This is a genomic window from Rhodohalobacter sp. 8-1 (genome assembly GCF_038150125.1).
In the GTDB taxonomy this organism is placed as follows: Bacteria; Bacteroidota; Rhodothermia; order Balneolales; family Balneolaceae; genus SW132.
Map to the genome: position 1 here is coordinate 42,081 of NZ_JBBVMF010000002.1, position 18,874 is coordinate 60,954.

General features: G+C 41.4%; 12 protein-coding genes. 7 read left to right on the forward strand and 5 right to left on the reverse strand.

Features of this window, described 5'->3' with window-relative positions; translation table 11 throughout:
* Positions 1-114: 114 nt before the first annotated feature.
* From AABW11_RS01810 to AABW11_RS01820, 3 genes are all read left to right on the forward strand, one after another.
* A complete protein-coding gene (locus AABW11_RS01810) occupies positions 115-2,604 on the forward strand; it encodes a T9SS type A sorting domain-containing protein (RefSeq protein WP_340102836.1) in 2,490 nt (829 codons plus the stop codon).
* A gap of 179 nt (positions 2,605-2,783) precedes the next feature.
* Positions 2,784-4,223, forward strand: coding sequence for an MBOAT family O-acyltransferase (locus AABW11_RS01815; RefSeq protein WP_340102838.1), 1,440 nt, complete (start codon positions 2,784-2,786; stop codon positions 4,221-4,223).
* Between the two features lie 3 nt (positions 4,224-4,226).
* Entirely contained in the window at positions 4,227-5,153 is a 927-nt protein-coding gene (locus AABW11_RS01820) for a hypothetical protein (RefSeq protein ID WP_340102839.1), read from the forward strand.
* Positions 5,154-7,525: 2,372 nt separating this feature from the next.
* Here the strand turns inward: AABW11_RS01820 and AABW11_RS01825 are convergent.
* Both AABW11_RS01825 and AABW11_RS01830 read right to left on the reverse strand, forming a co-directional pair.
* Entirely contained in the window at positions 7,526-8,623 is a 1,098-nt protein-coding gene (locus tag AABW11_RS01825; RefSeq protein WP_340102840.1) for a sugar-transfer associated ATP-grasp domain-containing protein, read from the reverse strand.
* Positions 8,620-9,621 (reverse strand): ATP-grasp domain-containing protein, encoded by a 1,002-nt coding sequence (locus AABW11_RS01830; protein ID WP_340102842.1) that lies wholly within the window; start codon positions 9,619-9,621, stop codon positions 8,620-8,622. Before AABW11_RS01830 ends, AABW11_RS01825 begins: the two co-directional genes overlap by 4 nt.
* Before the next feature lie 511 nt (positions 9,622-10,132).
* Here AABW11_RS01830 and AABW11_RS01835 point away from each other — a divergent pair.
* Positions 10,133-11,995: an HAD-IIIC family phosphatase gene (locus tag AABW11_RS01835; RefSeq protein ID WP_340102844.1), complete on the forward strand. Its 1,863-nt coding sequence runs from the start codon at positions 10,133-10,135 to the stop codon at positions 11,993-11,995.
* 219 nt (positions 11,996-12,214) lie between these two features.
* Here the strand turns inward: AABW11_RS01835 and AABW11_RS01840 are convergent, their stop codons facing one another.
* The 3 genes from AABW11_RS01840 to AABW11_RS01850 all read right to left on the reverse strand — a co-directional run bounded on the left by AABW11_RS01840 (position 12,215) and on the right by AABW11_RS01850 (position 15,552).
* Positions 12,215-13,045 (reverse strand): sugar-transfer associated ATP-grasp domain-containing protein, encoded by an 831-nt coding sequence (locus AABW11_RS01840; protein WP_340102846.1) that lies wholly within the window; start codon positions 13,043-13,045, stop codon positions 12,215-12,217.
* A gap of 335 nt (positions 13,046-13,380) precedes the next feature.
* Positions 13,381-13,692 carry a transposase gene (locus AABW11_RS01845; protein ID WP_340102848.1) on the reverse strand — a complete coding sequence of 104 codons (312 nt, stop codon included), beginning with the start codon at positions 13,690-13,692 and terminating at the stop codon, positions 13,381-13,383.
* Between the two features lie 687 nt (positions 13,693-14,379).
* The gene (locus tag AABW11_RS01850) at positions 14,380-15,552 is read right to left on the reverse strand and encodes an MraY family glycosyltransferase (RefSeq protein WP_340102850.1); all 1,173 of its coding nucleotides are present in this window, start codon (positions 15,550-15,552) and stop codon (positions 14,380-14,382) included.
* Between the two features lie 1,207 nt (positions 15,553-16,759).
* Between AABW11_RS01850 and AABW11_RS01855 the strand changes: the two genes are divergently transcribed.
* From AABW11_RS01855 to AABW11_RS01865, 3 genes are all read left to right on the forward strand, one after another.
* Entirely contained in the window at positions 16,760-17,776 is a 1,017-nt protein-coding gene (locus AABW11_RS01855; RefSeq protein ID WP_340102852.1) for an IS5 family transposase, read from the forward strand.
* A gap of 91 nt (positions 17,777-17,867) precedes the next feature.
* Positions 17,868-18,335, forward strand: a complete 468-nt coding sequence (locus AABW11_RS01860; protein ID WP_340102854.1) for an ATP-grasp fold amidoligase family protein — start codon at positions 17,868-17,870, stop codon at positions 18,333-18,335.
* A gap of 250 nt (positions 18,336-18,585) precedes the next feature.
* Positions 18,586-18,828 carry a hypothetical protein gene (locus tag AABW11_RS01865; RefSeq protein WP_340102856.1) on the forward strand — a complete coding sequence of 81 codons (243 nt, stop codon included), beginning with the start codon at positions 18,586-18,588 and terminating at the stop codon, positions 18,826-18,828.
* The last annotated feature ends 46 nt before the right edge of the window (positions 18,829-18,874 follow it).

Sequence of the window (18,874 nt, forward strand, 5' to 3'; positions counted from 1 at the left end):
AGTGGGGAAAAGTGATATCATCTAAATTGAAGCGAAGCACCATTAGAAAAAAGCATTTTTTGTAACATATCTATCACTTGATAGTCTTGATAGAAAATGCAATGTACTATTGTTATGAAATTAGTTTCTATATACCCCAGGTTGGTTTTAAGTTGTGTAATGGTACTGGCGGCCTCCTATTCACTGCAGGCCCAATTACCTCAGGATCATGCATACCAGGTGGAGCTCAGGAATTTTATGGGGTCTCTTTCAGAGGAGGACTTTGAGGTAGAACTGCAGCCCATCAGCTTTCAGGAGTCTTATTTCGATGATGGTGATAAGGTATTCCGCACCTGGATTATGCGTGAGAACATTGGACGAATTCATCCTACTTTTGCCGGCCTTTCCAGGCAGGCGCGATATTTCACCCTTTCGGAGATAGAACGGGGTGGTGAGGTCTACCTGGATGTTGGACGGGGACAGTTTGTTTCGCCTATAGAAACCGCCTGGTGGGCCGGTTGGGACTATCCCGGAAACCCATACTACAATCATGAAGGGGTCAAACTGAGGGCGGCTGTAGCTGCAATGGTGGATATGATGATGCTTGAGCGGCATCACGAGGATGGCAAGGGCAGGCGTTCCGATTTTGCGGGTACGAATCTTCTCCGGTATGGTTATACCTATTCGATTGTAAAGGATGTGCTGCCTGAATCGGTCAGGGCAGCGTTTGAGGAGGGAATGATGCGCCTGTTTTCCAGGATTGAGGAGTGGGGGCCCACTCTTATCCACGCCGATATGGATCATTTTGCGGTAGCGGGCGTGTGGGCAGCCGCCGAGAGTATGGACAGCGATGACCTGCGCCGGCGGGCCCGGGAATATGTGGCCAGGGTATATGAGGGGGCGTATCATGAGGCCGGGTATATTGACCACGGCGGAGGCTTTGACCCCTCTTACCAGGGAATCACTTTCTTTTTTGCGTCGTGGGCAGCGCTTCTTTCCGACGACCCGTTTTTAAAGGAACGAGTTTCTCAAATGAGCAAGCTGAAGGCTCACCTGAGCTTCCCGGAGCCTGATGGAAAGTGGACCGGGCCCTCCCATTTTGCCACATCAAATGATGCGGGATCTCCAAATGACCAGTGGGGATCACTGCATCGTGATATCGGAGTCGGGATGATCAGTGATGAGGCCAAATACCTGCTTTGGTCGGGAAAGCAATGGCCGCATTGGTACACGATAGGCCTTCCGGAGATCTCTTCCATGCTTAGTCGGATTCAATTTGATTTTGGAAAAATGAACAATCGGATAGCTGATGATGGAGTGTCTGACCGTACGCCCACTACGTGGAGTGAAAATCACTGGACAAGCGGGTCAATGGTCGCTCATGAGTATTATGTGGATGGGGCATACAGGGCGTACAAAGATCTGCTGGACAGCAATTCGCCGCTTATGAAGGCCCCAATGGAGCGGGACGAACACTTTAGCCATCAGTTTGGGGATGATTTTTTGATTGCAAAAAGAGATAACTTCGGGCTTGCCGTTCATACAGGGCAGCTATCCCGGTGGGGATCTGAGACAAAGATATCGGGATTGAGCGGTGGAGGCATTTCTGCATTTTGGACGAAGGAAACAGGATCGGTTATCCTGGGATTGCAAAAAGGGTTCCAAAACAGCACAACCGGCCCTGATAAATGGGAGGAGTGGAGGATCTGGCCGGTTCACGCCATCAGCGGTGAAACCGCCGCCGGACAACCATTCAGTAGTGCGATACAGAAGCGGCCGGAATCTGTCTATACCATGAATGAAGGGGATCCCTCCGTGCAGGTGTCCGGTGCGATCAATGACGACTATGCGGCGCCGGATAATGCGATCACCGGGCAGATGAGCTATCACCGGGAGTTTACGGTAAAAGAAAATGGAGTAATGGTTCACTCGCGGGTAGAGTCCGACGGAACCGATGAGCTGAGTCACCTCTATGAAATGATCCCGGTCTATTTGGGGGACCGTCAGGAGTTGACTGTGGAGATCTTTTTTAAGCCGGTAAATTCCACCTGGGTGGAGGCAACGGCAGACCCCATGGAAAATGTGATGCAGGTGAGGGTAGATCGTTTTGAAGGCAGCATAATCATAGAGTTTGATGAGCCGCAAACCCTGCAGCTTTCCCCGGAGGTATGGACCACGCGCTACCAGACACGATCACAGGCTCGTAATGTTATGGTGTCACTTCTAAATAACAACTCCACTGATGAAGGGTTGAATTATGGAGTTGTCTATTCTATTTATAGTGATCGCGACTATAATAATGACAGTGGAGACGATGGATCAGGAGAAGATGAGTACAATGAATCAGGAGATGATAAGCGAGAAATTGAATTAAAACAAAACTATCCAAACCCCTTTAACCCCAACACAACGATAAAATTTAGTGTAACTGAAAATCAGCACGTTTCGCTACATATATATGATTTAAGCGGCCGGTTGGTTGCTACACTTTACGATGGTACGGCAGCAAGCGGAGGACAAACTGAGGTGACGTTTAATGCTCTGAATCTGTCGAGCGGTATTTATATATATCGTCTTGTTACGGGAAATGAAATTCTTACAAGAAAAATGACGCTGATAAAATAAAGTTTTTTACCGGTTTTTTTGAGGCTGAAAATTAAAAAAAGTTTAATTTTCAAACGCTCATTATTTGTTATGTTCTACTTTTATTAAAAATAGGGTATAACATCTAAATGAAGAGTGACATAGGTTCATTCAGTACTGCTAAAGCACTGTACATCAGTTTTCGGGAGAAAATAGTGTAGATGTTATTCAATTCACTCCCGTACCTGATTTTTATTCCCATCGTTTTTTTCAGCTACTGGTACATCTTCAACCGGAGCCTGAAGCTTCAGAATCTATTCCTGATCGGGGCCAGCTATCTCTTTTATGGATGGTGGGACTGGCGGTTTCTGGGCTTAATTATTTTTAGCTCCACAGTAGATTATCTGATTGGTCTTCAGCTTGGAAAAACAGAGAAAAAGAAGGACAGAAGGAGCCTTCTCTGGATAAGTATTCTTGTTAATGTCGGTTTTCTCGGTTTTTTTAAGTACTTCAACTTTTTTGTTGAATCGTTTATTGATGCATTCTCATTTTTTGGATTACAGCTACATGCCAATACACTCAGTATAGTACTTCCCGTGGGAATTAGTTTTTATACGTTTCAAACCATGAGCTATACGTTTGACGTGTACAAAAAGCGGGTTCCCCCTACAAATGATGTAATTGCGTTTTTTGCCTATGTGAGCTTTTTTCCACAGCTGGTTGCCGGGCCTATTGAAAGAGCGGAACGTTTTTTGAGTCAGTTTCTGGAAAAGCGCAGCTTCAATTACGGCGAGGCGGTAGATGGGATGCGGCAAATTCTCTGGGGGTTTTTTAAAAAGATAGCGATTGCGGATAACTGTGCGGTTTATGTAGATCAGATTTTTGGAAATCCGGACGCCTATCCATCAAGCACCCTGTTTTTAGGCGCAGTGCTATTCGCCTTTCAGATTTACGGGGACTTTTCAGGATATTCGGATATAGCAATTGGTACTGCCCGTCTTTTTGGTTTTAATCTTATGCAGAACTTTGCCTATCCTTATTTTTCACGCGATATAGCTGAGTTTTGGCGGCGCTGGCATATATCGCTATCCACATGGTTTCGAGACTATCTGTATATACCTTTGGGGGGAAGCTGGGGCGGGAAGTGGCTGACCGTCCGAAATCTCTTTATTATTTTTATTGTAAGTGGTTTTTGGCATGGGGCTAACTGGACATTTATAATTTGGGGAGCGTTGCATGCCCTCTATTTTCTTCCGCTTTTTCTTACCGAAAGAAATAGGGTGCACATGGATGTCGTTGCAAAAAACAGGTGGTTTCCATCAATCAAAGAATTTTTTCAGATAGGCATCACTTTTCTACTAACCACTTTTGCATGGATCTTCTTTCGGGCAGAAACGGTTACCGGTGCATGGAGCTATCTGTCGGCGATTTTTTCCCGTGATATCCTGGCATACCCGGCAGGGTCCGGTTTAACAGCCGTTTGGCACCTGCTACTGTTTATGATAGTCATAGAGTGGATACAACGAGAAGAATCTCACGGTTTAACCGGGGGGGTATTCAACAATCGGTTCCTCAGGTGGGCTCTCTACTTTGCTCTGTTTTTTATGATCATGTTATTGGGCAATTTTACGGGCAGCGATTTTATCTATTTTCAATTTTGATGTATGAAGAAATTTATAAGAAATTTTGCCCTGTTTTCCGTTATATCAATTTCAGTTTTAATAGGATTGGTTTATAGGTATGCTGATGGAACTATCGATTCATTTTATCTGAGATTTACCACACCGCCTGCAAAATCATTAATCATAGGGAGTTCACGCCCGGCTCAGGGTATTCAGCCACACCATCTGGAAAAAGGTCTTGAAGATATTGATTATGAAGGGCCTTTTTTGAACTTCTCTTTTACTACAGAAAACTCTCCGTTTGGGCCTTACTATTATGAGGCTATCAAAAAAAAGCTGAATCCGAAAGCTAAAGATGGAATATTTATTATAGGTGTAGATCCCTGGCAATTTTCGGTTGACCAAGGAAATAAAAATGATCCGCGACGTTTTCGGGAAGCTGACTATGCACCGGGTAATATGACGTTTATGTCTATGGATCCTAATTTTGAATATCTCATTAAAAACTTTGACGGTGGATTTCGTGAAATAATTCGTAACAGAAGAGATCCCTACAGGAGGCTCCACAAGAATGGATGGCTTCAAATTAATATTGATACTTCAAGCGTAGATCTTAAAGAAAGGATGTATGATACAGCCGAGAGCTATATTCAAATGGGGAATGATAGAAATTTTTCTACAGTGAGATTAGACTATCTGGACAAAAAAATTGAACTGTTTAAAAAACACGGATCGGTGTTTTTAGTTTTGATGCCTGTTTCAGAAGCGGTCAGAGAGGCGGAAGAGATTTTTATACCCAATTTCAGCAAGATGATGGAAAATCTGGCAGGGGAAAAAGGTGTAACCTATTTGGATTTCACTTCATATTCAAACAGCTATCTTTATACAGATGGCCACCATCTGTACAAAGATGATGGAGCAAGATTTTCACTACTTTTGGCTGAAAGATTAAAATCACATCTTGAGTAAAGAAAAGAGCTCTGATTTGATCAACCCCTGATAGTTTAAACTGGCTCTATGTTGATCGATTTTGCTTTTATTTTTATAAATCCTTCACTGTGCCATCAGCTACGGTGGCTTGCTACTGATGAAAGATTTCAAACATGACGCTTACGCCTCATACTTTACCCGAAGGGGACAGGTGGACCGCCACGCAGGAGCGGGACTAAAAGAAGAAAGTAATCATGCCAAAGGCATCACTATGTGAAAAGCTCCCCGACAGAGGTGTTAGCCCAACGCGCCAACATGGATAAACTCATCGCGGCGCAGAAATCAACCTGGTTCGGGATCTGAGATTTAAGCGCCGCGCTAAGTAATCCTAAGCAGTTGTCACCCCGAGCGCAGCGCGAGCGTAGCCGAGGGGTCTCCCTGTTATTGGAAGGAGCTTTGAAAAACTCTTGACATGTACCCGTGTATAAGCGATTGTGTGAAACAAAATAACCATTCCATTGACAGTTTTGTCTGACCCATCCCCCCAGCACCTTTCAGTCGGTTGCCGGACAAGCACCTATGCCGCAAACGCACGACATATGGAAGGGGAGCGCTTCACAAAGTCCATCACAAATAATCGGAATCTGTCACTTCTTAAATGGTGTAGCGCCGTTTTGAGGCAAGATTGATCGCTTGAGGGAAATCCCCTCTATGAGAGGGGAAATGGTATTGAAAACTGCGGACCGCAGATTTTCAAAGCGAGGGGTGTGTTGAAATGGCCTGGAATTGGAGTATGCCTACAATTATTTCAAGGCCGGACACCTCAGTCCCAAAGAACATTTTGTGGGCACAGAGATAAATATTTGAAACTTTAAAAAGGGTTTCGCGCCTGCGTGAAACGAAATGCCCCGGCAGGGGCATAATGTCCGTAGCCCCATACAAGCGCCGTGTAGTTGACGGCGTGCAGTACGGGGTTAGTAAGTGCGGGCAGACCAGGTGCCCCGAGGCACTTGATTCCGCAGAAGAATTGAATTTAGTCGACGGGGAATTCGAATCATGTAAACCGTTTATATATCATGAGCTGATGGGGTGCTTTTGAAATTTAAATTTATCCCTATAACCGCACACTACCCTCACTCGCAAAACGCATATGGCTTTTGGATCTAAAAACGCATCCTGACACTTATTAAATAGTGTTGCCCGGTTTTTGGGCAAAATTAGGGACTACCGATGACAGTTTGTAAAAGTGCATTATCGCAGTAAAATTAGTACCAATGGTTCTTGTCTTGATACTTTTGAACCGTCAAAAGTATCCAAAAACTCTCGGCTATGATTGCTTCCGGGCATGCTTTGCCCGCGCGGTTACACAACATCAATGGCTCCCGGGGGGAGCCGATGTTGCGATTTCTTCCGCGCTTTGATGCAACCCATGCCACTCCTCCACCAATCAAGGCCGAATGGACTGGGTGCTTAGACATTTTTTATCAGTTAGACTCAGCGCAGAAACTATCTGTCACCTTTTAAATAGTCTGGCCCCGCTCAACTACGTTAAAACTTGGTAGAGCAGGCTTTTGGGCAAGATTAGTTGCTACACATGACAGTTTTGTTGCTAGAGGGAAATCCCCTCTCAGTGAGGGGAAATGGAATTGAAAACTGCGGAGCGCAGATTTTCAAACCGAGGGGTGTGTTGAAATGGCCTGGAATTGGAGTATGCCTACAATTATTTCAAGGCCGGACACCTCAGTCCTAAAGAACATTTTGTGGGCACAGAGAAAAATATTTGAAACTTAAATATCAGTTTCGCGCCTGCGCGAAACGAAATGCCCCGGCAGGGCATCATGTCCGTAGCCCCATACAAGCGCCGTGTAGTTGACGGCGTGCAGTGCGGGGCTTAGCCCAACACGCCAACATGGATAAACTCATCGCGGCGCAGAAATCAACCTGGTTCGGGATCTGAGATTTAAGCGCCGCGCTAAGTAATCCTAAGCAGTTGTCACCCCGAGCGCAGCGCGAGCGTAGCCGAGGGGTCTCCCTGTTATTGGAAGGAGCTTTGAAAAACTCTTGACATGTACCCGTGTATAAGCGATTGTGTGAAACAAAATAACCCCACCGATGACAGTTTTGTTGCTAGAGGAAAATCCACTCTCAGAGAGGGGAAATGGAATTGAAAACTGCGGAGCGCAGATTTTCAAATCGAGGTGTGTTTTGAAATGGCTTGGAGTCAAAATTTACTTACAGTTTACTTCAAGGCTCCGGAGCACACCCTCATTATACTCATCAATTCATTCCAAAAATGGCTCAAAATTCTAAAAATAATTGATTTCAAGATGATACCTCGTGGGCTCTGCCCACAGCTGGTTCATTCAAAAAACCTGACGGGTTTTATCAGACTGCATATCGTTGATTTAACTCTATAAGCTTGTGAGTGTATATTTACTTTTATTTAAACTCTCAACAGACTTTCGGATAATTTCTTCTGAGTAATCACCAAATAGAGGTCCGGACGTGACCTGATGCATATTAATGTCCTGGTTTATTAGATTGAGTTCAATCATTACAGGCTCGAACTGATTATCGATGGTAACGTCCCATGAAATGAGGTCAAAGTAGGGAAGTCTTTTGTGACGGGTGAGGCATAGTTCTACGGCTTTCCCGTAACCTTCAATCTTTGTGTCTTGAAAAGATAGCAGTGAATCAGGATGCTTAAACGCTTTCTCAAAGTATTCGTATTGAGCAAAATTATTAAATGTTCCATCAGGTTTTACGGAAATAAACAGGCCACCACCTGTAACATTGTCAATTACAGAATTGACCCTTCCAAATCTCGCAATTGTGGATAGATGTAAGATATTATCACCATATCTGAACGTGAGGATTCTCAGTGTATTAACAGATGTGCTGTTAAATTCACTTAATTGAGAGCTTTGTTCAACTTTTTTCTGAATAATGAAATCCTCAGAGCATTTTTTCAGATATGGTATAATGTCTGCTTTATCAGTTTTAGAAATTAAGGCTCGTACATCCCTGCCGCCGCCGGTTATTCTTATAGTGGGCTTAACGATTAGCGTTGTAGCCGTGTCTTTTAGTATATCTACAGCTTCCTTTTCTGAAACTTGTTCAAGTTTCGGGCTGTAAAATCTTCCATGTATATATCTGAGTACCGTTTCGGGGAGATTAAGGTTGCCGAAAAGATTTTCATAATTATTTTTATCAACGTATGCCATGGCAAGGTCATAATTTACCAGGTAAGGCTCGACAGCTAAATAGAAAATGTCTTCCGGCACATACCATATATCTTTTTTGTTGTTCAATGATTGATAAAATGCATGCCACTTTGTGTTTCTATAAAATGGAAGGGCGGCTTTAAAACTGTTCTTAACCTGTTTCAAATACGAAGAATCACTTTCATGAACAGGAATTGACTTCCGGACATATTGTTTCAGAAGGTCCCGAAAGTGATTTACTCTCTTGCGTTTGTTGTAAAAACCATAAAACTGACTAAGATTCATTCGTTTTTCTCTGATAGCTGTTTTACAAAATCTTCAACTCTTAATAAATAGCTTAAATTCTGATTAAAGAATCCCTCTTCAAAAATAAATTTACCTTCCTTAAAAACGAGCCTGCCCGGCTTTCCATCTATGTACAATTCAGATTCATCCCGTGTTATTTCCGGTGTAGTACCAAAAAGAGCGTGTACTTCATTTACAAGGAAATTGTCATCAGTCGTTTCAAAAAAATCAATGGATATATTCCTGAACCCCTGTTTTTCACTAATCTCTCTGATCATAAACAGTAGCTCATCTGGAGGTTTTCCCCAGCCTGTTAGTTTTGACCCGCTTGCAAATCCGTTTTTTAGTAATTTTCTTCTTCCAAAAAAAGAATTTCCGATTTTAATCAGTCTCCATTCCCACTTTATATCTACATATTGTTGGATTATAACAAAATTTCGTTGACTTATCGGGGTGCCGGGTAGTTTTATTTTGAGTCTGGAAGGACGAAACTTATACTTATAAAAGGGTGAAAATCGCCCAAATGCCCTGTTAATTAAAGTGAGCGCCTCACTTTTATTTTTTACTATATCTACTCCTGTTGCACTAGATCCAATGTTTGTTTTAAACACAAGCGGGAACTCATTTCTGGATATAAAATCTGTTGCATCCTCTTTTGTCTGAAAAACATGTGTTTTTAAGTGAGGGAAACCAAAGTGTTCCAGCCAGTCACCCGCAACTCTTTTGTTTTCATATAGAAAAAGAGAATCATATGATGGGTACATGGGAATACCAAGTATGCTGTGTATAAAATATAACCTCTCCATATAAATAGTATTGAACTCCTGAGTTTGACTTGGAGGTCGAACCAGCAGTCCGTCATAATTCCCTTTTTTAAGATCTTTAAGCCAATAATCTGATTTAAAGTCAATAACCTCATAATCAATGCCCAAATCTTCACAGGATGTAATGTACTGTTTATAGCTGTCGTCAAAACTTGTAAGAATTCCGAGTGTCATGTTTGGGTTGATTTTTTATTTGGTTAATAATGACTTAGACTAAATTGAGCTGAATATAAGTTATGTGTTAAAGAAGACAATATTTCCCGGGTTATAAAAATAAGCTGATGAGTTAAAAATATTTAACTGTTCTACAATTAGGGTTGAATATTCTGATATTGATCCCGGATACTAAACAATATAGTGTGGTTTCAACGGTAAATTGTTGCATGCAAGTCATCGGATGAGTCAACTATGATTGACATTTTAATCCAAAGTGGTTTAATTCCCCCTTATCCCAACGGGATCCCCGCGGGGAAAGGGGGACACTCCATAATAAACTCAATATTGGATCAAAAGTTATAGATGCTAAGTTGATACCTCGTGGGCTCTGCCCCGAGGTAGTTCAGTAATGGCTCGATTTTTCAAAATAACTCATCCGATGACTACCCGACAATTCATCTGTGACACGACAATAGTGTACTGTTGAAAAGTATAGTTTAAATGTATAAGGAGTTGGCGGCTTAGCATAATGAATCAAATTAAATTAGTTATCTGGGATCTTGACGAAACGTTTTGGAGAGGTACACTATCTGAGGAGGGTATTGTCCCTGTTCAGAAAAATATTGATCTCATAGCTGAATTGACAAACCGGGGCATTATTAACAGCATATGCTCAAAAAATGAGTTTCGGCAGGCTAGTGAGAAGCTCAAAGAGTTAGACGTATGGAGCTATTTTATATTTCCTTCAATAAGCTGGGACCCCAAAGGACCTCGGGTAAAACAGATTATTGAACAGTGTCAGTTGAGAGCAGAAAATATTCTGTTTCTGGATGATAATCATTTGAATCTCGAGGAGGTCAAATATTATAACGAAGGCGTTATTGCGGAAGAACCGGAATATATTTTCCAAATTCTGGGTAGTCCGGCACTTAAGGGTAAAGATGACAGAAGTCATTCGAGACTGGGTCAGTACAAACTTCTTGAAAAAAAAGCAGAAGAGAAAAGTGAATACTCGTCAAATCTGGGATTCTTAAGAGACTCAAACATTCAGGTCGAAAAAATCAGTGATTTAGCCCCGATCAAAGATCGGATTGAAGAGTTGCTAAATCGAACAAATCAGTTAAACTTCACTAAAAAAAGATTAAGTGAGGCTGATGTTGAAGCGTTGATCAGCGATGGTAGGTATAATAATTTTGCAGTAAGGGTAAAAGATCGATTTGGCGATTATGGAGTGGTGGGCTTCATAAGCTATGATCCGGCAGAGCACTGTCTGAATCATTTTGTGTTCTCTTGCAGGATATTAAACCTGGGTATAGAACAGTACTTTTATAAACATCTTAATGAGCCTGAACTAACTATTGAGGGAGAGGTGATCTCCTCCCTTGACGAGTTTAGTGAGATAGATTGGATTTCAGAATTAGATGATTCTGATAAAGGTGATTGCCCTATAATTGAAAATGGTAGTAGGTCGAAATCGAAGCTGTTATTTGTCGGGAGCTGTGAACTGGGCTCGATATTTAACTATCTGGCCGCATACTCAGAAAACATTCAACTGCATGGCGTAAAAACAAGTGATGAGAATTTACCTGAATTTTCAGACCACCTGGAGACAATTATCGCCGGCAACACATTACCTGAACACATTATTGATGAAAAATGCAAACTTCCATTTATAAGCCGGAAGTATGCAATGGCAAACAGGGTGAATGCTTACGATTACGATGTGCTGATATACAGTGTTGTTGCCAATTACGGCCGAAATGTATATAGTCATAAAAAGCATGGTTTCAGGGTAGCATGGGGCGAATACAAAAAGAATTTGACGCGTCCGGAGCCTGAAAAAAGGCTAATGGACCTTTTTGAGAGAAGAAATTTCGATGCCGATCATTTTTTAAAAAACTTCAGAAGGGATTTTAACCATTTAGGATATCTTGAAAGTGAGCGTTTTCTGGAGCTGCTTAAAGAATTAAGAAGCAGCATTCCTGAAACTATTCCAATTCTATTTATAAATGGTTCAGAGATTAATACAGATGTAATAAATGAGCCCGACGCTGCTGATCGACACAAAGAGATGAATAGTGTTTTATCAGAATTTATTGCCGGGTCGGATAGTACCTATTTGATTGATGTTCGAAAGCTGATTGAAGGTGAAAAGGAGATGGGCACTAATATTCGAACATTTCACCGCCAGGTTTATAAACGACTGGCTGATGAAATAGTACGGCTGATAGATAATGAAGCTGGAATTGAACTAAAGAAAAACGCATTAAAGGAAGCGCAAATTCTCTGGAGCCACTACACGTTCAGAAGTTTACTTTGGTTGAAAAGCCTGCCACTACTCAGACAGCCATTTATTATGAATATGTATAGGAAGATCAGAAAAGAGGGCTAATTTTAAAGGCTCACTATTGATTTGTGTGGGATGTGTAATTAATTAATTTGCGTATAAATGTATTGAGACCGTTCAGCTATCCGGCCATCAATTTGCCCTGGTGTTAAAATGAGCAGACATCATCTGTCACACATCTGAGACCGGGAATTTGAAAAGCCTAAAAAATCTACAGTGAATTATTGTGCACCTCACATAAATCAACAAAGGGTCAAAAATCTATTAAAAACTTGTAAGTGCGTATTTGCTTTTATTCATTTCTGTAATCGATTTTTTGATAATCTCTTCTGAGTAATCTCCAAATAACGGGCCATTAGCAACCTGATGAAAATTGATCTCCTGGTTTATAAGGTTAAGTTCAATCATTATAGGTTCATTTTGCTCATCTATGGCAATATCCCACGAAATAAGGTCGAAATAGGGTAAACGTTTATGACGCGTAATACAAAGCATTACTGCTTTTTCAAATCCATCTATCACTGTGCCTTTAAAGGGTTTTAATGAATCCGGGTGTTTATCTATTTTTAAATAATTTTGACTGTATCCGAAGTTATTTAAGCTTCCATCCGGTTTTACTGAAATAAATATTCCACCACCGGCCTTATTATCTGTAATAGAATTTGCCCTTCCAAACCTGGCTACGGTAGATAAATACAATATGTCTGTGCCATATCTGAACGTTAGTATTCGCAGTGTATTCAGAGATGTACTGTTAAATCTACTTAGTTGAGAATTTTGTTCAATTTTTTTCTGGATGATGAAGTCTTCAGTACAACTTTTCAAAAAGGGAATGAGATTTTTAATGTCACTCTCTGAACTTAACAGACGCACGTTTCTCCCCCCGCCAGACGAACTTATAGTGGGTTTTACTATAAGAGGATAGGTTGTTTTCTGTATTATATTTTTTGCTTCGGCCTCAGAAATGGGATCAATACTTGAGTTATGGAACTTTCTCTTCATATATCGAAGCACTGTTTCAGGATGATTTAAATCACCAAAAAGATTCTCGTAATTGTTTTTATCAACATAAGCGAGCGCCAGATCGTAGTTCACCAAATAAGGTTCCACGGCTAAATAGTAAATATCTTCCGGTACGTACCATAACTCTTTTCTGTTATTTAAAGACTGATAAAAGGCATGCCATCTGGTGTTTCTGTAGTATGGGTGAATAGATTTAAGGTTTTTCCTGACCTGCTTTAAGTATGACCGGTCATTCTCATAGACAGGACTGGACTCTCTCTTATATTTTTTTAGAAGATTCCGGAAGTGCACTGCTCTCTTTCGTTTACTATAAAAGCTGTAGAGTCGATCTGAAGTCATTTTTCTTATCTATAAAATATCGGCAGAAATATTTTTGAATACCTGTTTTTCGCTAATCTCCTTAATCATTAACAGCAGCAGTTCCGGTGGTTTCCCCAGCCATCGAGCTTTGAACCGCTTATAAAACCATCCTTCAACAACTTTCTTTGCGAAATATAAGAGTAACCGATTTTATCACTCTCCATTCCCACTTGATTTCCGCTAAGTAAATGAACGTGGTCGGCCATCCCGCCTATGGAATACAATGTCTGAGATTTCTCATGAACAATTCCGGCTATGTATTTATAGAGCTCTGTACTCCATTTATTCTGAATAAAACTAGATCGTCCTTTGACGGCAAAAATAAGCTTTGCGTATAGTTGTGAGTAGGTATTTGTCATAATCTCTATGGTCGAATAAGATTTTGATTAGTTTAAATTATCTGCTCTAGTAAACTAAATTTATACTGAAGATGATATGGGAATTAGACATGTCTATGGCTATGCCGCACCTAAGGCGCTTTATAACTTACGCCCATACATTTAACCCGTGGTCAGCGCTGCGCACTAACCATGGACTACGGACATATTGCACCTAAGGTGCTCACATGTAATCTACAATTTCTCATGTAAAAAATTTGGCCTGTGATTATTAATAACGCCAAGTTTAAATAAGGTACCTGGGTGTCCCAATTCGGAATTCAGGAAATTAGTCTGTTGTCTAAAGATAAATCCAAATCTGCACATTCTGTTTGGTAAAGAAACTTTGCCAGCAAGTTATATTTAATCCTAAAAATTATTTGGGTTTTATCCTTTTTATAAGAATTGGTAATGGATTGATTTTGCTTTTTACCATTTTTACAAAAATACTCGACCGCAAAACCACTGGGATTCAGCTTTTCAATCCCAAAACTAATTCCAGGAGCACTGGTATCAGCTCAATTGTGGCTCACCATGTTGAACTAGAAAGTGTGATTGAAAATTTTTCTTCAACGGCAAAATCACCCAAAGTTTTAATTACGTACTTTGAGAAAAGTCTACTTACTTTACCATATGGTTTTTATTATTTCAGATTACAAAAAACCAACCTTATCCCGCCTCTTTCATCTCTTCCGGGATATTCCACCGCTTATATTCGTCGGGCTCGGCGTTTTGCCGGCGACGGATAATTTTCAGGCGATAGAGATCGAAATTGAAAATACCGATTTTTTTAAGAATGGTTCGCTTGGTACCGTTTGTGGGGAGAAGCATGACCATCATCCCGAGTATACTGAACAGTACAATGTTATTGTTAAAACCGCTCAGTGCGATAGCTACCAGACTGATGGCTATTGATACCAAACAGATGAAAAGAGCAGTCTGCCGTGTGGTGAAGCCCATACGCAGCAGTTCGTAGTGGACATGATCGCGATCGGGGCTGAAGGGGGACGCTCCCCGGCTCATTCGCTTCAAAACGACGGTGAAGGTGTCGTACAGGGGAACGGACAAGAATGCTACAGGCAGTACAGCAGCCGCATTACCAAATATTGCACTGAAAGAGTTTATCGCCTGCAAATTGATATAGTGAACCGTCATGAACGCCAGTAAGAACCCTATGACCAGCGTACCGTTGTCGCCCATGAAGATAGAGGCAGGATTGAAATTATACAGTAAAAATGCAAGTAGTGCTGCTGCAGTTATTACTGCAAGAACTGTCATAGCTTCGTTACCCGCCGCATAAAAACCTGTGGCAAAGAAGAGTGAGGCTACAAGTCCCACACCCCCACTCAGTCCGTCTATCCCGTCGATAAGGTTGTAAGCATTTATAATGACTATGATTGTAAAAAAGGTTAACGGAACGGACAGATATAGGGGAATAGCCGATATACCCAAAACTCCATGAAAATCATTAATTAAAATGCCGGATCCAAACATGACGATAAGGGCCGAAACGAATTCAATAACCAGTTTTTTATTCGCAGATATGCTTATCAAATCGTCTTTTAATCCTGTGAAAAAAAGCATGAGCAAACCGGCAAACAGATAGGATAAACCATTTATATTTTCGGCTGCACCGCTTAGCGAAAATCCCAGAAAGATGCCCATGAAAAGTGCTACTCCGCCCATGGGTGAAATAAAATCATTGTGAATCTTCCGATCTCCATCAGGTATATCGTAAAGTTTCTTTTCGCACGTAATCTTAATAAGAATCGGAATCAGATAATACACAAAACAAAATGTAAGAATGACAGCAATCCCCGCCTGTATGTTAGTTTGTAGCATATAACTGTAATTTTTCTCCTTAGCCTAAAACGCAATGTGTAAAATCCTCTTAAATAGCTTTCCTCGAATCTACCTGTATTTTTTGAAGATTATAATTAAAATGGATTAATGTAAAAACAATCCCTTGTTTACTTTTGTAAGTCCAAGACGCTTAATTGATTGTATAAATGTTATAAAAAATAAATTTTACTGAAGTATATATGTACCAAATGATTGCAATTCAGATTTACATAGAAATGACTATAAGAAGGAGAAATTTTTATTTTAAAATGAAAAAAAATATCAGCCGTACAGTAGTGCATTACAGGCTTCAATAAACTTTCAGTCGCCCCTGATTTATATCGTAGAAAAAATCGGTATTTCGGCGTGCATAAACAGGGTTGTTTTAGTATCTATTTTGCAAGCAGACTACCGCACTCGTCCCAAAATATTCAACTGATCACACATACTTCTGCCAAATAAACCCAATCCGACATTTTACGCATCCTATCTGCTGACTTTATTGACACCGGTCAAAAGCTGGTCTTTTTATCTGACTGAATCGATTGGGATTATTTATAGCATGCATAAGCCGGGCAATACAGCCATTCCGGACAAATAGCCTGCCGATTCGTTTTTTTTGGTCGGATGCCTGTTGCTCAGTCGAAACTTCGAATACGACTACGTTAATGAGGTACCGGCCTGTGTGACACATCTTTACCTTGCATACGGCAAACCCATCCTTTTTGGCCGGTATTTATGTGATGAGGCTTATTTTCAGCACACTTTCCCCGCGATCCCGGCGGGTCTATTCATTATTGCAACCTGATTGGCCGGTATGGAGTCGCTGCATTATTTCTCTTATTCGGTTGCTGTCTATGAATTGAGAAGCCGAATCTATCGGGCCCCGACGGACACCATAATCCGGGAGGATGGATATGACGTTTTCCACCGAAGCCAAACGGGCTAGGAAAGTGATTGATCAATGTAATCGAAGCATCCATTTCGATGCAAGAAGGCCCGCTGAGCACGGGTGAAGTTACCCAACAGTTTTTTTCAGTTTTAAGAATCGACTAAATATGTATTGCAATCTTATGCGTATGTGAGCTATTATTGATGAATAAAATTTTTGAGGGCTTTGCAGAACCCCCATTATTTCGGGTTTTGATGGTTGATTTGTAGTTTTCGGCAACTGATTCAGTAATTGTTCAATAAATAGAGATTATCCATGGATAAACGTCATCAACTCAGCATCTTAGACCAATGGGCCAGCAATTCCACCCAAGTTTCGCGGTCTACCAAGCGCCTTCAGGAGATTGACGAGTGGATCGACTGGGAGCCACTTTACGAAATTGGCCGTCGCATTGACAAAACGGGCCCTAAAGGTGGACAACCCTGTAAACCGGTTCGGTGGATGATCCGCGGGTTGTTTCTTCAGTACCTGTATCAGCTGAGTGACCCACAACTTGAGGACCATCTGATCGACCGGCTGAGCTTTCGACGATTCGCCGGGTTGCCACTGGATCAGACCGTGCCTGACTTTACAACGTTTTGGCGGTTTCGCGAGGCACTGGCCAGCGAGGATCTTGTTGAAGAACTTTTCGAAGAAATCACAGATCAACTGGACGCCAAAGGCCTGCTGCTGCGGCAGGGAACCGTTGTTGATGCCACGATTATTGACTCGGTGAACCGGCCGCTGTCCGACAAGAAACGTGAGCAGCTGGATGCGGATCCCTCTCCACAAATCGACACGGATGCCAACTCTACGAAAAAGGGTGGCACCTACTATTTCGGCTATAAAGGCCATATTGGCGTGGATGCAGGCAGTAAACTCATCCGTAAGATTGCCTTTACCCCCGCCGCGCCTCACGACAGCACCGTACTTGAAGACCTGGTGTGTGAGGATGAACGCAGCCTGTTTGGCGATAAAGCCTACGACCGCGATAGCCTGAAACAGATGGCCCGGGACGACGGCTGGTATTACGGCATCCTGGATAAAGGAAAACGGAATGACCCACTGAGTTCTTCTCAGAAAAAACGAAACAAGCGTCACCAGCAGGTTCGCTCGCAAGTGGAGCACCCATTTGCATCGATCAAAGATCGCTATGGCCTGCGATGGGCCAAGGCCAAAACGAAGGTAAGAAACAAAGCCCGCTTTGTGATGGCGTCTATCTGCTGGAACATTGAACGCGGAATTACCTGGTCAAAGAAACAGAAGAATATTACCCCGGCAAGGGCCACCTGATGGGTGGAGTATGTCTGGGAGCGGCTGAATGGCTGTAAATCGGCCATTTAGCCGCTTCAACACAGCCATAATTGGCCAAAAACGACACTATTTGAAAGAACGAGACTTTAAAAATCGGAATTTCGAAAAATCAAGGGTAATTCAAAGCCCTCTTTTAAAACATTATCTATTAAGCAAGTTACCGCTGATAAGCTATAATTATCTTCTAATAAGAGAGTTTCTCAGAGGTTTTGAGAATATCAGAGATAATTTTTTCAGAGTTCACGGAAACCGTATGGATTTAAAAAATCCATCTTCATTTAGTAAGAAAGTCCACTGGAGAAAAATTTTTGACACGGATCCGCTATTAGTTCAATTTTCTGATAAGGTGCAGAATCGGGACAATGTAAGACAACGATTAGGAGATCAAGAGTCAGATAAAATTCTACTGCCAATGCTGCATATTTCGGACGACCCGAATGATATTCCATTTAAAAATCTACCGGATACATACATAATCAAACCCAATCACATGAATGGGAAAAGAGTCATTGTGGACACCAACCCTTCTTTTTCCTAAGAGCAGATCGTGAATATTTGTAAATCCTGGTTAAAATAACCACATAGTCTTTATTCACTTAAATGGGGTTACCAACCGATACACCGTTGGATATTTATTCAGCCCGTTATACTTAATTCATTGGGAAATAAACCGAATGAGTATAGATTTTTTTTAACGGTAATGTCAAATTAGTACAAGCTGACAGGCCGGGTGTAAACGGGAATACATTATACGATAGAGATGGAAATGAACTGAGGTTTATTATTTAATGAAATATGAAGATCCCGTTAAACTAACCAACGGGTTTCAAAAAATGATAGAATTTGCAGAAGAATTATCGAAAGCAAGAGACTTTATACGGATGGATTTCATGTATGGTGATAATTTTATTTTTTCTTTAGTGAAATTGCAGCCTATACAGGGTCTGGTTGCAAAAATTTCGAACCGAGAATACATAATTTTGAACTTGGCAGATTATGGAATTAAGACCGAAGTCACGCCTCTTTTTTGAATAAATTTTTATAGATCAAAAGCAAGACAAGTCAACCCACAATTCG